We start from the raw sequence: 16,357 nt of genomic DNA on the forward strand, positions 1-16,357 counted from the left end.
AGGCGGGTGTGGGGTGCAGCACGGGAGCGTAGTAGGCGCGGGTCGATGCGGACATGTGGGGAGTCGGCATGGCAGGCGGGCCGGAGGTGTGGGGAAGCGAAATGACCTGGCTCCGGGCCGGTCCGAAGACCGGTGCTCCGGGGCTTGTTTCGCGGCCTTCCGCAACGCGAGGAATCGTCGGCACCGATGGTGCGATGCGCCGCAGTCGGCGAAGAAGGCGCCAAAGCCAACTCATGGGTGCATCACCCGCAGGTGGCGACACATGGCCCCGGTGAGCACGTGGGCGGCGTTGGTGCGGCCCGCCTCCACCGCCTCCCTACGCTCGATCTCGAGTCTGGCGATGTACTTACACCGCAGCGGGGTGACGACTTCGAGGGAGCCGATGTGGCCTGGATCGTCGGACCGGTGGTGCTCAGGCGTCTGCGGGAGCGGATGCGAATGCGTGATCGCCATGCAAAATCCCCTCTGGGCAGCACTGACCAACGCCGATTGTCGTCAGAGCGTGATCGTGCGGCGACGTTTCGTGTACGACAGGGTGCTCTCAACTCCCGCCTGCCGCAAGCCATCTCACGCGCGAATGAGAATTTGCATATGTCGGTGCGAGCGGCGAAGGTCAAATGATCAACACAGATGACATGGCCAACGGACAGGCGGCAGACTGGCCGACAGAACGCGATGATGGAGGGCAAGTTGAGCGCACCAACCGTGCGTCGCCGCAGGCTGGGGGCGAAGTTGCGGGCACTCCGCGAGGGTCTGGGGCTCACGCTCGAGGACGTCGCCGTGAGAGCTGACGGCAGGATCACCGTTGCGAAACTGAGCCGCCTTGAGACGGCGCGTACGCCGGCGAAATCTGCCGACGTCAAGATGTTGCTTGGCCTCTACGGTGTTGACGGCGGCGAGCTCTGTGCGGCGTTGCTCGCCCTCGCCAACGAAGGTGCCGCTCGTGGCTGGTGGCATTCCTACCGGGGCGTGCTGTCACCCGTGTACGAGGATTTGATCTCTCTGGAGGCCGAGGCGGCTTCGGTGCGGTCGTGGCAGATGGGCGCGATCCCGGGCCTGCTCCAGACCGCGGAGTACGCTCGCGAGATCATCAGCAGTACCGCCATGTCGGCGGCCATCGAAGACAAGGTCGATGCGCTCGTGGAGGTACGCCTGGCTCCTCAGTCGGTGCTCACCTCGCGCGAGCGCCCGCTCGACCTGCGCGTCGTCGTCGGCGAAAGCGCACTCCACACGAAGTGCTCCGATGACGGCGTGATGCACGACCAGCTCACGCGCCTGCTCACGGTGAGTCGTCGGCCGAACATCACCATTCAAGTGTTGCCAGCTGACGTATCGCCGCACATGGGGCAGATGGGTTCGTTTTCCCTGCTGGGGTTCGCCGATCACAGCGACCTTGACGTCGTCCATATCGAGAGTCTGACGTCTGGCCTTTACGTCGAGGACGGCCAAGAGGTAGCCGTGTATCAGAGCGCTTTCGAACGGCTGAGCGTTGCGGCGCTTACGCCGGAAGCGTCCGCCGAGCGCATCGCAGAGATAAGGAAGACGGCATGACTCATGTTGATGACGCCTCGATACTTCCCGTGAGGTGGTGGAAGTCGAGCGCGTCCGGCGCGGTGTCCGACTGTGTCGAGGTCGGGATCATAGGCGATGATGGGGAAGTGATCGCCGTGCGGGACAGCAAACGCCCCACGGGCCCCGCGCTCCTCTTCGACTACGGGCAGATGCGCGGCCTTGTCGCGGCGATTCGCAGCGGCGGACTCGGGCAAGGCGTGGCCGTTTGAACCGCGCAGAACCGTGGCGACTGACCTGTGCCGGAGAGGGTGTCCGGCCGGGGGTCCGGGGGTTGTCCCCCGGGAGAAGCAGTCTGGACGGCATCGCCTGGAGCGTTGCGTAAAGGGGCGTTCCGGACCCTTCGGGGGGCCGACGGGCCCCTCTCCGGGGAATGTTCGTGAAATCCTTCACATGAAAAAGTGGTCCTAGGACCCCGGAATGAGGGCTTCAGACCCCCTTCCGGGGTCCACGCGGCTCACGCGCCCGGAAACGGTCCGGTTTCAGGCGTCTTAAAGAAACGCTTATGCGGGCCGTCCACAGGCTGTGGTCCAGTCGTCCCGTGTGCCGCAAGCCCAGTTCAGCAGGGGTGATCAACGCCCCTGCGGACGGCTTGGTTCCCTTACGGCGCCATGGCGTCGGTCACAGGGGCGGCGGAGTGTAGCAGACAGGCCCCGGAGCCTTGTGAAGGGGCTCACGAGCACCCCTCCCGAGAGTGCTGGATACTCGAAACATGAGCACCACGGAGCGTCCACGGATCCTCGTAGTAGGCGGTGGGTACGTCGGCCTGTACGCGGCGCGCCGCATCCTCAAGAAGATGCGGTACGGCGAGGCGACCGTCACGGTCGTCGACCCGCGCTCGTACATGACGTACCAGCCCTTCCTTCCTGAAGCAGCCGCCGGCAGCATTTCCCCCCGCCACGTCGTGGTGCCGCTGCGACGCGTGCTCCCGAAGGCGGAAGTCCTGACCGGCCGTGTCACGACCATCGACCAGGACCGCAAGGTAGCCACCATCGCGCCGCTCGTCGGCGAGGCGTACGAGCTGCCCTTCGACTACCTGGTCATCGCGATGGGCGCCGTCTCGCGCACCTTCCCGATCCCCGGCCTTGCCGAGAACGGCATCGGCATGAAGGGCATCGAGGAGTCCATCGGCCTGCGCAACCACGTTCTCGAGCAGCTCGACAAGGCCGACTCGACCAAGGACGAGGAGATCCGCCGCAAGGCGCTCACCTTCGTCTTCATCGGCGGTGGCTTCGCGGGCGCGGAGACCATCGGCGAGGTCGAGGACATGGCGCGCGACGCCGCCAAGTACTACCCCAACGTGAAGCGCGAGGACATGCGCTTCATCCTCGTCGACGCCGCCGACAAGATCCTCCCCGAGGTCGGCCCCAAGCTCGGCGAGTACGGCAAGAAGCACCTGGAGAGCCGCGGCGTCGAGATCTACCTCTCGACCTCCATGGACTCCTGCGTCGACGGCCACGTCGTGCTGAAGAACGGCCTCGAGGTCGACTCCAACACCATCGTGTGGACCGCGGGCGTCAAGCCCAACCCGGCCCTGGCCCGCTTCGGCCTGCCGCTGGGCCCGCGCGGCCACGTCGACACCTCCGAGACCCTCCAGGTCCAGGGCACCGACTACATCTGGGCCGCCGGCGACAACGCCCAGATCCCGGACGTCGTCGGCCGCAAGGCCGGCAACGAGAACGCCTGGTGCCCGCCCAACGCCCAGCACGCGCTGCGCCAGGCCAAGGTCCTCGGCGACAACGTCCTGTCCGGCATGCGCGGCTTCCCGCAGAAGACGTACTCGCACGCCAACAAGGGCGCGGTGGCCGGCCTCGGCCTCCACAAGGGCGTCGCGATGATCGTCCTGGGCAAGACGAAGATCAAGCTCAAGGGCCGTCTCGCCTGGTACATGCACCGTGGCTACCACGGCATGGCCATGCCCACCTGGAACCGCAAGATCCGCATCTTCGCGGACTGGACCCTGGGCATGTTCCTCAAGCGCGAGGTCGTCTCCCTGCGTGCCATGGAGAACCCGCGCGAGGAGTTCTACGAGGCCGCGAAGCCGGCCCCGCAGGCCGCCGCGTCCGACGCGGGGCAGAAGGCCAAGGCTTCCTGACCGGCGAAGATTTTTCTCCTAGGGCGTCCACCAATCCGTGGGGTGGGCGCCCTCGGCGTTTTCGTTGACCTACCCTGTCCGAAGAAGGACTACAGCACGGCCTGTTGGTGTTTAGGTGTCAGGTGAATCTATCTCCTGACACTTCATCATGGAGGTGTGCGACATGGCCGAGGCCGCTCGACGGCTGACCACACTCGCGGAACAGGTTCTGGGGGCCCCGCTCCCGGTCCGGGTGCGCGCCTGGGACCGCAGCGAATCCGGGCCGCCCGGCACGCCCGTCCTGATCGTCCGCCGCCGCCGCGCCCTGCGCCGCCTGCTGTGGAAGCCGGGGGAGCTCGGGCTGGCCCGCGCCTGGGTCGCCGGGGACCTCGACGTCGAAGGCGACCTCTACGAGGCCATGGACCTGCTCACGGGGCACCTGTGGGAGCGCGGCGAGGACTCCGTCCGCCGCAGCCGCCCCGCCGCCCTCCTGAGCGCCCTGCGCGACCCCGCCCTGCGCGCCGCGTGCCGGGAGCTGCTCCTGTTGGCCGGGCCCCTGCCGCCGCCCGCACCGCCGCGCGAGGAGGCCCGCACCGGCGGCGGCCCGCTGCACACCGTCCGCCGCGACAAGCAGGCCATCAGCCACCACTACGACGTGGGCAACACCTTCTACGAGCGCGTCCTGGGCCCCTCGATGGTCTACTCCTGCGCCTACTGGGGCACCGATGAGGACAGAGCCGCCACCCTGGAGGACGCCCAGCGCGCCAAGCTCGACCTCGTCTGCCGCAAGCTGGCCCTGAAACCCGGCCAACGCCTGCTGGACGTCGGCTGCGGCTGGGGCTCGATGGCACTGCACGCGGCCCGGGAGTACGAGGTGCGCGTGGTCGGCATCACCCTCTCCGAGGAACAGGCCGCCTATGCCCGTAAACGGGTCGCCGAGGCCGGTCTGACGGACCGTGTGGAGATCCGGGTCCAGGACTACCGCGAGGTCCACGACGGGCCGTTCGACGCCATCTCCTCCATCGGCATGGCCGAGCACGTCGGCTCCGCCCGCTACGCCGAGTACGCCCGCGATCTGTACGCCCTGCTCGAGCCCGGCGGCCGGCTGCTCAACCACCAGATCGCCCGCCGCCCGCTGCGGGACGAGGCGGACTACCGCGTCGACGAGTTCATCGACCGCTACGTCTTCCCCGACGGGGAGCTGGCGCCCATCGGCCGGACCGTGGCCCAGCTCGAGCAGGCCGGGTTCGAGGTGCGGGACGTGGAGGCGCTGCGCGAGCACTACGCGCTGACCCTGCGCGCCTGGGTGGCCAACCTGGAGGCCCACTGGGACGAGGCCGTGCGGCTGACCTCGCCGGGCCGGGCCCGGGTGTGGCGGCTGTACATGGCCGCCTCCGCGCTGTCCTTCGAGCGCAACCGCATCGGCGTCAACCAGGTCCTGGCGATCCGCACCCCGCCGGGCGGCGAGTCGGGGCTCGCGCTGCGCACCCGCGACTGGCGCTGAGTGCGGGCGAAGGGCCCGGTCCGCCTGGACCGGGCCCTTCGCCTTTCGTCGTTCTTCGCCGTTCTGCGCGGCCGCTACTCGGCCTTGATGGCCGAGAGCATGTTCAGCTTGGCCGCCCGGCGGGCGGGCCACAGCGCGGCCAGCACGCCGACCAGGGCTGCCAGCAGCAGGAACAGGCCCATCCGGCCCCAGGGGAGCACCAGCTCGTAGGTGGCCAGGCCCGCGGCGATCTGCTCACCGGCCGCCCAGCCGAAGAACACACCGAGGCCGATGCCGAGCACCCCGCCGAAGAGCGAGATGACCAGCGACTCCAGCCGCACCATCCGCTTGATGCCCTTGCGGTCCAGGCCGATGGCCCGCAGCATCCCGATCTCCTGCTGACGCTCGAAGACGGACATCGCGAGGGTGTTGACGACGCCGAGCACCGCGACGATCACGGCCATGGCCAGCAGCCCGTAGAGCATGTTCAGCATCAGGCTGATGAACTTGGCGATGGACTCGGAGATGTCCTCCTTGTCCTGGATCTGGATGGCGGGGTTGTCGCCCAGGGTCTTGCGCAGGGAGTCCTTGGTCGACTCCGAGACGCCCTTGTCGGTCTTGACCATGACCTGCTGGTCGGTGATCTCGCTCTGGTGCGGGGCGATGGTCTTGGTGTCGACCATGATGCCGCGCATCAGCTCGTTGCCCTTGTAGACGCCCGAGACCGTGAGCGTGCCGCGCTTGCCGTCCTCGAAGGTGACGTCGACGGCGGAGCCGAGCTTCCAGCCGTGGCTCTTGGCGGTCTCGGAGTCGACGACGGCCTTGCCGTCCGTCAGCCCGGCGAAGGAGCCGGCCGTGAAGTCGAGCTTGGTGAGGCCGGCGATGGTCCGGCCGTCGACACCGGCCAGCATCTCGTGGTCGCCGGCTATCCGGGACGGGGACTGGCGCAGCGGGCTGATCGCGGTCACACCGGGGGCGGCGGCCAGCTTCCGGGCGACGTCCGGGGAGAGCGGGGTCTGGCTCGCCATGGAGACGATGTAGTCGGCCTTGATGGCGTCGGTGGCCATCTTGTCGATGGCCTTCTGCACGCTGCCGGCGATGACCGTCAGACCGGTGATCAGGGTGAGGCCGATCATCAGCGCGGAGGCGGTCGCGGCGGTGCGGCGCGGGTTGCGGACCGCGTTCTGCCGGGCGAGCTTGCCGGGCATCCCGAACAGGCGCAGCACGGGGTCGGCGGCGGCGATCAGCGGGCGGGACAGCAGCGGGGTGAGCACGAAGACGCCGATGAGCAGCAGACCCGCACCCATGCCCAGCGTGGACTCGCTGTCGCCGGTGAGGGCGAGCGCGGTGCCGGCGGCGGCCAGCACCCCACCGATGGAGTTGCGCACGACCAGGGAGCGGGTGGTGGCCACGGCGTGGACGCTGTTCATCGCGGCGACCGGCGGGATCTTCGCGGCGCGGCGGCCGGGCAGCCAGGCGGCGAGCATCGTGACGAGGATGCCGACGCCCAGCGAGGTGAGGATCGTGGTCGGGGAGATGACGAGCGGGCCGTCGGGGACGGTCGCGCCGGCGCCGTTCATCAGGGCGCGCAGTCCGGCGCCGATGCCGATGCCGGCGAGCAGGCCGGTGACGCCGGCGACCGTGCCGACGACGAACGCCTCGATGAGCACCGAGCGGGTGATCTGGCGGCGGCTCGCGCCGACCGCGCGCAGCAGCGCCAGCTCCTTGGTGCGCTGGGCCACCAGCATGGTGAAGGTGTTGGCGATGATGAAGATGCCGACGAAGAGGGAGATGCCGGCGAAGACGAGCAGGCTGGTCTTCATGCCGTCCATGCTCTGGGCGATGAGCTCGGCCTGGTCGTCGGCGAGCTTCTTGCCCGTGGTGGCCTCGGCGTCGGCGGGCAGGATCTTGTCCACCGCGGACTTCAGGGCGGCCTGGGACGTGCCGGGCGCGGCCTTCACGTCGATCTGGCTGAACTCACCGGGCTTGCCGTAGAGCTTCTGCGCGGTGGGGGTGTCGAAGAGGGCGAGGCTGCCGCCGGCGGAGACGCTGCCGTCGTCCGTGGTGAAGATGCCGGCGAGCTTCTTCTCCAGGACCGGGCCGTCGACGGAGACGCGGACGGTGTCGCCGACCTTGTAGCCCGCGCGGTCGGCGGTCTTGGCGTCCAGGGCGATCTCGCCGGGGCCCTGGGGCGCGCGGCCGGACTTCACCGGGTAGCGGGCGTCCTTGCCGCCGCTGCCGGGGTAGTAGTTGGCGCCGGAGGAGCCGAAGCCCTCACCGACGAGCTTGCCCTTCTTGTCGGCGATCGCGGCGAAGCCGCTGACCGAGCCGGTCGCGGAGGCGGCGCCGGGGATCCTGGCGGCCTGGTCGAGCAGGCTCTGGGTGAGCTTGGGGGCCTCGCCGGGGTTGCCCTTGTCGCGATCCTGCTTGTGGGGCTGGATGGCGACGTCGACGTTGTCGTAGCCCTTCTGGGCGCTCTTCTGGTAGGCGTCGGAGATGGTCGAGGTGAAGACCAGGGTGCCGGAGACGAAGGCCACGCCGAGCATGACGGCGAGCACGGTCATCAGCAGCCTGGCCTTGTGCGCGAGCACATTGCGCAGGGCGGTGCGGAACATTGAGGTCAGTCCTGGGGATCGAATCCGGCGGGGATCAGCTCGTGCGGCCCTTGGCGTCGAAACGCTTCATGCGGTCCAGGACGGCGTCGGCGGTGGGCTCGCGCAGCTCGTCGACGATGCGGCCGTCGGCGAGGAAGACGACGCGGTCGGCGTAGGAGGCGGCGACGGGGTCGTGGGTGACCATGACGACGGTCTGGCCGAGCTCGCGCACCGAGTTGCGCAGGAAGCCCAGGACCTCGGCGCCGGAGCGGGAGTCGAGGTTTCCGGTGGGCTCGTCGGCGAACATGATCTCGGGGCGGCCGGCCAGGGCGCGGGCGACGGCCACGCGCTGCTGCTGACCGCCGGAGAGCTGGTTCGGGCGGTGCTTGAGGCGCCCGGAGAGGCCGACGGTGTCGACGACCATGTCCAGCCACTGCTTGTCGGGCTTGCGGCCGGCGATGTCCATGGGGAGCGTGATGTTCTCCAGGGCGTTCAGCGTCGGCAGCAGGTTGAAGGCCTGGAAGATGAAGCCGATCTTGTCGCGGCGCAGCCGGGTCAGCTTCTTGTCGTTCAGCCCGGTCAGCTCGGTGTCGCCGATGCGGGCCGAGCCGCCCGAGACGGAGTCGAGGCCGGCCATGCAGTGCATCAGCGTCGACTTGCCGGAGCCGGAGGGGCCCATGATCGCGGTGAACTCGGCCTGCCGGAAGTCCACGGAGACGGCGTCCAGGGCGACCACCTGGGTCTCGCCCTGTCCGTAGACCTTGGTGAGATCCGTGGCACGGGCGGCCACCGCGGCGGTGCGGACGGCGGCCGGGGCGCCGAAGGGGGTGGTGGTCACAGGGGAGCACTCCTGTCGGGACGATCGGTTCAGGTACGTCCTCCATGCTCCGGTGCGCCACCCCCCGTCCGGATCAGCCGTAGCTCCCGTTCCGGGACATGCTCGGGAGGTATGCGAGGGGGCCGCACTCATCCCTGGGTAGGAGACCGGGTGCTTACCGAGGGCGACGAGATTGCGACAATTCCGCTTGCCGCCGGGGGCGGGGTGGTGAACGGCGGAGATCGGCCCCTGGCATGTGCCAAAGGCGTCATCCCAGCGCTGATGGGCCCTCAGTTGCCAATAAAATAAGACAACCTCGGGTCACCGTTCCGCTGTTTGGGGGTCGCTCCCCGGCTAGGCTCGTCCTGCTCTCTTCGAGGGGAGGAACGCGCGCCTCCCCTGCTGTGCTGCCCGAGAGCCCCGCCCGGATGGTGGAATGCACACACGGCGAGCTTAAACCTCGCTGGCCCTTCGGGCCGTGCCGGTTCAAGTCCGGCTCCGGGCACCTCCTTGCCGTGAGACGGCCGCTCCACGAGGCCGTCGCCGCATGCGGTTCACCCGCTTGCCGCTTGCCGGCTCCGCCTCTTCGGCGGGCCCTTGGCACTTCCTTTGCGCTCTTCTTCTCTTTACCGTCTTCCGAACGGAACCGACTGCCGCCGGTTCGCGTTGTCCGGTACGTGGGCAAGTGAAGAAAAGATCGTCCCGAAGCAGGAGAGCCATTCTTTTGCCTACCTATTACCCTTGACGCCAAGGCCGCGCAGTGTGGCCATGGAGGAGTGAGATGAGGAGCAGCAACCCGGTCTTCTCGCGACGGGGGTTCAGCCGCGGCGACAGCGGCTACGCGGGCTTCGGCGCGGCGCCGCAGGCCGGGGCCGCGGCCCAGGGAAACCCGTACGCGCAGCCGACCAACCCGTACGCCCAGCCCACCAACCCCTACGCGACCAACCCGTACGCCCAGGGCGGTCCGGATCTTCAGCAGGGCTACCCGCAGGCGCCCGCCCAGGCCCCCGCCGGCCGCATGACCATGGACGACGTCGTCGCCCGCACCGGCATCACGCTGGGCACCGTGGTCGTGGCCGCCGGCGCGGCGTGGGCGCTCTCGCTGCCCGTCGGCCTCGGCTTCGCCGCCGGCCTGGTGGCGATGGTGCTGGGCCTGGTCCAGTCGTTCAAGGCCAAGCCCTCCCCGGCGCTGATCCTGGGCTACGCGGTCTTCGAGGGCCTCTTCCTCGGTGTGATCAGCCAGGCGTACAACAACGTCGCGCACGGTGCCCCGATGCAGGCGGTGCTGGGCACGATGGCCGTCTTCGCGGGCGTGCTCATCGCGTACCGGACCCGCATCATCCGGGTGGACCGCCGGTTCACCCGCTTCGTGATCGGCGCCGCGATCGGCTTCCTCCTGCTGATGGTGGCGAACTCCCTGTTCGCCGTCTTCGGCGGCGGTGACGGCCTCGGCTTCCGCAGCGGCGGCCTCGGCATCGCCGTCGGCGTCGTGGGCGTCCTGCTGGGCGCGGCGTTCCTGGCGCTGGACTTCAAGCAGATCGAGGACGGCGTCCGCTACGGCGCCCCCCGCGAGGAGTCCTGGCTGGCGGCCTTCGGCCTGACGCTGTCCCTCGTGTGGATCTACACGGAGATCCTCCGGATCATCGCGATCCTGAATAACGACTAGCGGATCCGATGCGCCCCCGCGGGCGCACGGCGTGGATTTATCCACGACAGGGCCCGGGAAGGCAATGCCTTCCCGGGCCCTGTCCCGTATTTCCGGTGCGCGCCCGCTACCGGAGCTTCCGCGCGGCCCGGCGGAGGTCGTACTCGTGGACGATCGCCTTTGCGTGGCCGTAAGCGAGATTGTGCTCTCCGCGCAGCCAGCTGACCTTCTCCTCGAAGCGGAAGAGAGAGGGTCCTTCCTCGACCGTGCGCAGCCAGTCCGCGACTTCGCGGCCGGTGCAGTGGGGGATTCGGGAGAGCAGCTTCCGGTGGGTCTCGTCGGAGAAGACGTGGGACATCGGCGCCTCCGGACGCGTCGAATGATGGTCCTTCATGTCACCGTGCCCGAGTGTTCAAGCGTTGGCAACAGTCGGTGGGCGGCGCATAGGCTCGAGGCGTGGATGACGTGACGCCTCTTCTGGCCGCTGTGGACACCTTCGCCGACCGGCTGCGGGCCCTGCCGCAGTCCCGACTGAGCCGCGGCGCGGCCGCGGAAGCCCTGGCCCTGGCCCGAGAGTTGGCCGCCTGGACCCAGCGGATCGAGGAGCCGGGGACGACGACGCCGCGGGAGATGCCGGAGGCGGGGATGTTCGCGGTGGCCGACCAAGTGGCGGTGGCCGGTCATGATTTGGCCGAAGCCCTCATCGCCTCGGACGGCGTGACGGAGGGCGTGGCCCGGGGCGTGGAGCTGGTCCAGGCGGCGGCGCGGCGCTGCGGGCTGTAGCGGGGGCCCCAGGGCCCCCGCGGGGCCTACAGCGAGGCGATGACCCGGTCCGCCAGGACGTAGACGGTCTCCGCCTCGCACCGGAACGTCAGGGCGTACGCGCCGGAGACGCCCGAGCCGCCCAGCAGCACGGGTGCCTCCCCGGCCCGCAGCGCCTGCGCGAGGCGCTCGGCGGTCTCGCGGTGGCCCGGGGTCATGCAGACCGTGGTGCCGTCGGCGAAGACGTAGACGTCGAGGGTGCCCAGCGGGCCGGGGCGGACGTCGGCCAGCGGAATGCGGGCCTCGGCCAGCTCCTCGAGGCGCTCGACGGTGCGCTCATGGTCGGTGACGGCCGAGGCCACGGGCGTGAAGTCGGGGTGCGAGGGGTGGCGGCGGCGCGCGGCGGCCAGCTCCGGGGAGTCCGCGGCCTCGGCCTCGAAGTCGGCCGGCGGGAAGTCGGCCAGCGGGTCCAGGCCGGCGAAGTCGGCCTGCCGGGGCAGGTGCAGCCCGCCGTACAGACCCTCGATGAGCGGCTCGTCGACCGGGCCGCCCAGCAGGGAGGGGGCGTCGGCGACGGAGCCGGGCTCGCGGGCCTCCTGCGCGGCCCAGAACGCACGGGCCTCGGCCAGCTCCCGCTCGCGCTCCTCCGCGAGCGCGTCGGCGACGGCTTCGCGTATCTCCGCCAGCTCGGCGACCGGTGCCGTACGCGCGGCCGGCACCGGGGCGTGCGCACGGTCCGCCGTGGCGGCGGCCAGGTCGGCGCGCAGGGCCGTGATCTGGCGGCGCAGACCGCGAGTGCTGTACAGGGCGGCGGCGCCCGCGGCCGTGGCGGTGGCAGCGGCCAGCAGCAGGGCAAGAGACATGGCGCTCACTGACGTACTCCCGGTTGCTATGGATCCCCCGAATTCCTACATCAGCTTTGCGCACGCCTCAGGGGCCCCACAGTGCAATACGTCATGAACCGGACGGGACTTTCGGCCCAGCCGTTGCCCCTTCAACCACTCTGACCTGGGGAAACGAATCTCCCCCGGGACGTTGGTCACATCCTGGGGGAGATTCGGTCACGTTTCGGCAAGGTGGACGATGGTTGCTGCTGGCAGTTGCCCGGCCCGCCGGCTCAGCCTCTAGCTCAGTCGCTCGATCACCATGGCCATGCCCTGACCCCCGCCCACACACATCGTCTCCAGGCCGAACTGCTTGTCGTGGAACTGGAGCGAGTTGATCAGGGTGCCGGTGATGCGGGCGCCCGTCATGCCGAAGGGGTGGCCCACCGCGATGGCGCCGCCGTTGACGTTGAGCTTGTCGATGTCGATGCCCAGGTCGCGGTAGGAGGGGATGACCTGGGCGGCGAAGGCCTCGTTGATCTCGACCAGGTCGATGTCGCCGATGGTCAGGCCGGCCCGTCGCAGGGCCTGGTTGCTGGCCTCCACCGGGCCGTAGCCCATGATCTCGGGGGACAGCGCCGAGACGCCCGTCGAGACGATCCGGGCCAGCGGGGTCAGCCCCAGCTCGCGCGCCTTGGTGTCGGACATGATCACCAAGGCGGCGGCGCCGTCGTTGAGCGGGCAGCAGTTGGCGGCGGTGATCAGACCGTCCGGGCGGAAGGCGGGCTTGAGGCCCTGGACGCCCTCCAGCGTGACGCCCGCGCGGGGGCCGTCGTCCTGGGAGACGACCGTGCCGTCGGGGAGGGTCACCGGGGTGATCTCGCGCTCCCAGAAGCCCTTGGCCAGGGCCTGCTCGGCGAGGTTCTGCGACCGTACGCCGAACTCGTCCATCTCCGCGCGGGTGACGCCCTTGAGGCGGGCCAGGTTCTCGGCCGTCTGGCCCATCGCGATGTACGCGTCCGGTACCAGGCCGTCCTCGCGCGGGTCGTGCCAGCCCTCGCCGCCCTGCTCGGCGCGGGTGGCCGTGCGGGCCTCGGCGTCGGCGAAGAGCGGGTTGTGGGTGCCGGGCATGCCGTCGGAGGAGCCGTTGACCGAGCGCGAGACCATCTCGACACCCGCCGAGATGAAGACGTCGCCCTCGCCCGCCTTGATCGCGTGCAGCGCCATCCGCGAGGTCTGCAGCGACGAGGCGCAGTAGCGGGTGATCGTGGTGGCGGGCAGGTGGTCCATGCCCATCTGCACGGCCACGATGCGGCCCAGGTTGTGGCCCTGCTCGCCGCCGGGCAGGCCGCAGCCGAGCATCAGGTCGTCGATCTCGCGCGGGTCGAGCCCGGGCACCTTGGCGAGCGCCGCCTGGATGATCGTGGCGGTGAGGTCGTCGGGCCGCAGCTCCTTCAGGGAGCCCTTGAAGGCGCGACCGATCGGGGAGCGGGCGGTTGAGACGATCACGGCTTCGGGCATCACGGCTCCAGGGGCGCGGAAGGGCATACTCTCCGGACTCTCCGGGAAGTTACCCGCACGTAGGGCCCGGGTCACGCGCTCACGGCTGTGATGCGGGCCTCTTTACCGGGTTTACCGGCGAAGCGTCCGGTCGGTGTTCCTCCAGGCTAGGTCCGGTCCCGGGCGCGGAAGTGGTTGACCACCGCCTCCGTGTGCGCCGGCAGCCGCCGCCGCTTGCGGTGCTTGAGCAGCGCCCAGCGGCCCCGGGCCGTCGGCGTGACCTCGGTGCCGCCCTCGGCGGCGGCCTCCGCCGCCGCCCGGGCCACCGGCAGGATGCCCTCGCGGCGCGCCGCGTCCGGGCGCTCCTCGTCCTCCGGCCACAGCCCCAGCGCCGCGCACAGCGTGGGCAGCACGGCCATCGCGGCGGTGGCGTAGCCCTCGGCGGAGGGGTGGAAGTTGTCCGGGCCGAACAGCTCGCGGGGGTTCGCCGCGAATTCCGGGCCCAGCAGGTCGCCGAGGGAGACCGTGCGCCCGCCCGCCTCCAGCACCCCTATCGTCTGCGCGGCGGCCAGCTGACGGCTCAGCCGCCGCGCCAGCCAGCGCAGCGGCTGGTACACCGGCTCGATCGTGCCCAAATCCGGGCAGGTGCCCACCACCACCTCGCAGCCCGCGTCGCGCAGCCTGCGCACCGCCTCCGACAGCAGGCGCACCGAGCGCGCGGCCGGCATCCGGTGGGTGACGTCATTGGCCCCGATCATGATCACGCAGACGTCGGGGATGCGCTCCGGGTCCGACAGGATCTGGGTGACCTGCCGCTCCAGGTCGTAGGACTGCGCGCCGGACAGCGCCACGGTGCGCAGCTCCACCGGCCGCTCGGCGACCGCCGCGAGCCCCGAGGCCAGCAGCGCCCCCGGCGTCTGGCGGGGGCGGTGCACGCCCTGGCCGGCGGCCGTGGAGTCGCCCAGGACGCCCAGCCGCAGCGGCGGCCGGCCCAGCCGGTGCACGAAGGCGGAGCCGTAGCGGCCGTCCGCGTGCGGCGGCGTGTCGCCGCGGCCGCCGACCACGCGCCTGGCCAGCGCGACCTCGGTGAGCAGGAGGCCGAGCGCCGCCCCGCCCAGCAGGCCGGCGCCCCCGCCTCCGTATGCCGCCGCTGCCGCGATCCGCCGTGCGACCCTCGCCCTCTGCATGGACATCGGCCGGCCTCCTCGACGCCAGGAAACTCGTTGATAAGCCGCTTCACAAATACTTCATCAAAGGTTCACGAAGCCTGTCCGCCCTTGGCGGGCCGTGCTATCAGCAGGTTGCCCCGGGGACCGCCGCGCGCAACGCGCCACTAGTGCAGTCGGACGCGCAATAGGCTGGGCATACGGGTACGCGACGACCGCTAGTGCCCCTGACCGCGGAGATCACCGTGCAGTATCACGATTCGATGATTGAGCTCGTCGGCAACACCCCGCTCGTCAAGCTCAACAGCGTGACCGATGGCATCCAGGCCACCGTGCTTGCCAAGGTCGAGTACTTCAACCCCGGCGGTTCCGTGAAGGACCGGATCGCCCTGCGGATGATCGAAGCCGCGGAGAAGTCGGGTGAGCTCAAGCCGGGCGGCACCATCGTCGAGCCGACCTCCGGCAACACGGGCGTGGGCCTGGCCATCGTGGCCCAGCAGAAGGGCTACAAGTGCATCTTCGTGTGCCCGGACAAGGTCTCCACTGACAAGATCAACGTGCTGCGCGCCTACGGCGCCGAGGTCGTGGTCTGCCCCACCGCGGTCGACCCGGAGCACCCGGACTCGTACTACAACGTCTCCGACAAGCTCGTGCGCGAGACGCCCAACGCCTGGAAGCCGAACCAGTACAGCAACCCCAACAACCCGCTCTCGCACTACCACTCCACCGGTCCGGAGCTGTGGGAGCAGACCGAGGGGAAGATCACCCACTTCGTGGCGGGCGTCGGCACCGGCGGCACGATCAGCGGCACCGGCCGCTACCTCAAGGAGGTCAGCGACGGCCGCGTCAAGATCGTCGGCTCGGACCCCGAGGGCTCGGTCTACAGCGGCGGCTCCGGCCGTCCGTACCTGATCGAGGGCGTCGGTGAGGACTTCTGGCCGGAGTGCTACGACGGCTCGGTCATCGACGAGATCATCGCGGTCTCCGACAAGGACGCCTTCCAGATGACGCGCCGCCTCGCCAAGGAGGAGGGCCTGCTCGTCGGCGGCTCCTGCGGCATGGCGGTCGTCAGCGCCCTGCGCGCGGCCGAGAGCCTCGGCCCGGACGACGTGGTCGTCGTCCTGCTGCCCGACAGCGGCCGCGGCTACCTGAGCAAGATCTTCAACGACGAGTGGATGGCCGACTACGGCTTCCTGGAGGAGGCCGGCGACTCCGCGCGCGTCTCCGACGTCCTGCGCCGCAAGGACGGCGGCCTGCCCTCGCTGGTGCACATGCACCCCGAGGAGACCGTCGGCGAGGCGATCCAGGTGCTGCGCGAGTACGGCGTCTCCCAGATGCCGATCGTCAAGCCGGGCGCCGGCCACCCCGACGTCATGGCCGCCGAGGTCATCGGCTCGGTCGTCGAACGCGACCTGCTGGACGCGCTGTTCGCCCAGCGCGCCTCGCTGGAGGACCCGCTGGAGAAGCACATGAGCCTGCCGCTGCCGCAGGTCGGCTCCGGTGAGCCCGTCGCCGACCTGATGGCCGTCCTCGGCACCGCGGACGCCGCCATCGTGCTGGTCGAGGGCAAGCCCACGGGCGTGGTGAGCCGTCAGGACCTGCTGGCCTTCCTCGCCGAGGGCGGCAACGGCGCGGCCAGGTAACCGCCCTTCCGCCGGCCGCCGTACGACGGCCGGCGGCCCGTCGAAAGACGCACACGGGCGTCACGTGCGCGCAGCATCCGCTTAACACGCGCCCGGCATAGTGAGGGAAGCCGGCGCGGGGGACACCTCCCGGGCCGGCATCCCGAGTGCGGCGGCAGGAAACTCCGGAGCGGCTCCCGGACTTCCACGGCCGTCCGGACGCGGCACCGGCACCCGGTACCCCCGGAGCCGGCCGGGTCCGTCGCGGGGACCGCCGCCGTCCCGACCCCGGCTCCGGCCG

14 protein-coding genes and 1 tRNA gene are annotated in these 16,357 nt (G+C 70.2%); 8 read left to right on the top strand and 7 right to left on the bottom strand.

All coding sequences use genetic code 11. The features are described from left to right. Positions 1-231 precede the first annotated feature (231 nt). Positions 232-453: a hypothetical protein gene (locus ABZ956_RS14830; RefSeq protein WP_361892262.1), complete on the bottom strand. Its 222-nt coding sequence runs from the start codon at positions 451-453 to the stop codon at positions 232-234. Between the two features lie 237 nt (positions 454-690). Between ABZ956_RS14830 and ABZ956_RS14835 the strand changes: the two genes are divergently transcribed. The 4 genes from ABZ956_RS14835 (at position 691) to ABZ956_RS14850 (ending at position 5,147) form a co-directional block, all read left to right on the top strand. Next, the gene (locus tag ABZ956_RS14835) at positions 691-1,551 is read left to right on the top strand and encodes a helix-turn-helix transcriptional regulator (RefSeq protein ID WP_361892264.1); all 861 of its coding nucleotides are present in this window, start codon (positions 691-693) and stop codon (positions 1,549-1,551) included. Next, positions 1,548-1,781 carry a DUF397 domain-containing protein gene (locus ABZ956_RS14840; protein WP_361892267.1) on the top strand — a complete coding sequence of 78 codons (234 nt, stop codon included), beginning with the start codon at positions 1,548-1,550 and terminating at the stop codon, positions 1,779-1,781. Before ABZ956_RS14835 ends, ABZ956_RS14840 begins: the two co-directional genes overlap by 4 nt. 500 nt (positions 1,782-2,281) lie before the next feature. Beyond that, entirely contained in the window at positions 2,282-3,664 is a 1,383-nt protein-coding gene (locus ABZ956_RS14845; RefSeq protein ID WP_361892270.1) for an NAD(P)/FAD-dependent oxidoreductase, read from the top strand. A gap of 163 nt (positions 3,665-3,827) precedes the next feature. Beyond that, positions 3,828-5,147, top strand: coding sequence for a cyclopropane-fatty-acyl-phospholipid synthase family protein (locus ABZ956_RS14850; protein ID WP_361892273.1), 1,320 nt, complete (start codon positions 3,828-3,830; stop codon positions 5,145-5,147). Between the two features lie 74 nt (positions 5,148-5,221). Here ABZ956_RS14850 and ABZ956_RS14855 read toward each other — a convergent pair whose 3' ends face one another. Then, on the bottom strand, positions 5,222-7,741 hold the full coding sequence (locus ABZ956_RS14855; RefSeq protein ID WP_361892276.1) for an ABC transporter permease: 2,520 nt from the start codon (positions 7,739-7,741) through the stop codon (positions 5,222-5,224). A 34-nt stretch (positions 7,742-7,775) separates the two neighbouring features. Then, a complete protein-coding gene (locus tag ABZ956_RS14860) occupies positions 7,776-8,558 on the bottom strand; it encodes an ABC transporter ATP-binding protein (protein ID WP_361892279.1) in 783 nt (260 codons plus the stop codon). Between the two features lie 401 nt (positions 8,559-8,959). Here ABZ956_RS14860 and ABZ956_RS14865 point away from each other — a divergent pair. Then, positions 8,960-9,042 (top strand) — tRNA-Leu (locus tag ABZ956_RS14865). Between the two features lie 276 nt (positions 9,043-9,318). Beyond that, positions 9,319-10,203 carry a Bax inhibitor-1/YccA family protein gene (locus ABZ956_RS14870; protein ID WP_361892282.1) on the top strand — a complete coding sequence of 295 codons (885 nt, stop codon included), beginning with the start codon at positions 9,319-9,321 and terminating at the stop codon, positions 10,201-10,203. Between the two features lie 106 nt (positions 10,204-10,309). On the opposite strand, the gene ABZ956_RS14875 is transcribed toward ABZ956_RS14870, so the two are convergent. Next, positions 10,310-10,540 carry a DUF4287 domain-containing protein gene (locus ABZ956_RS14875; protein WP_361892284.1) on the bottom strand — a complete coding sequence of 77 codons (231 nt, stop codon included), beginning with the start codon at positions 10,538-10,540 and terminating at the stop codon, positions 10,310-10,312. A 98-nt stretch (positions 10,541-10,638) separates the two neighbouring features. On the opposite strand from ABZ956_RS14875, the gene ABZ956_RS14880 reads away from it, so the two are divergent. Next, positions 10,639-10,965 carry a hypothetical protein gene (locus ABZ956_RS14880; RefSeq protein ID WP_361892287.1) on the top strand — a complete coding sequence of 109 codons (327 nt, stop codon included), beginning with the start codon at positions 10,639-10,641 and terminating at the stop codon, positions 10,963-10,965. Between the two features lie 26 nt (positions 10,966-10,991). Here the strand turns inward: ABZ956_RS14880 and ABZ956_RS14885 are convergent, their stop codons facing one another. The 3 genes from ABZ956_RS14885 to ABZ956_RS14895 all read right to left on the bottom strand — a co-directional run bounded on the left by ABZ956_RS14885 (position 10,992) and on the right by ABZ956_RS14895 (position 14,455). Beyond that, positions 10,992-11,816 carry a hypothetical protein gene (locus ABZ956_RS14885; protein ID WP_361892289.1) on the bottom strand — a complete coding sequence of 275 codons (825 nt, stop codon included), beginning with the start codon at positions 11,814-11,816 and terminating at the stop codon, positions 10,992-10,994. Between the two features lie 252 nt (positions 11,817-12,068). Further along, positions 12,069-13,289, bottom strand: coding sequence for an acetyl-CoA C-acetyltransferase (locus tag ABZ956_RS14890; RefSeq protein WP_361892292.1), 1,221 nt, complete (start codon positions 13,287-13,289; stop codon positions 12,069-12,071). A gap of 146 nt (positions 13,290-13,435) precedes the next feature. Next, positions 13,436-14,455 (bottom strand): SGNH/GDSL hydrolase family protein, encoded by a 1,020-nt coding sequence (locus ABZ956_RS14895; RefSeq protein WP_361892479.1) that lies wholly within the window; start codon positions 14,453-14,455, stop codon positions 13,436-13,438. Between the two features lie 224 nt (positions 14,456-14,679). On the opposite strand from ABZ956_RS14895, the gene ABZ956_RS14900 reads away from it, so the two are divergent. Continuing rightward, a complete protein-coding gene (locus ABZ956_RS14900; protein ID WP_361892295.1) occupies positions 14,680-16,077 on the top strand; it encodes a cystathionine beta-synthase in 1,398 nt (465 codons plus the stop codon). The last annotated feature ends 280 nt before the right edge of the window (positions 16,078-16,357 follow it).

Origin of the sequence: Streptomyces sp. NPDC046261 (assembly GCF_040646235.1) — a bacterium.
Taxonomy (GTDB): domain Bacteria; phylum Actinomycetota; class Actinomycetes; order Streptomycetales; family Streptomycetaceae; genus Streptomyces.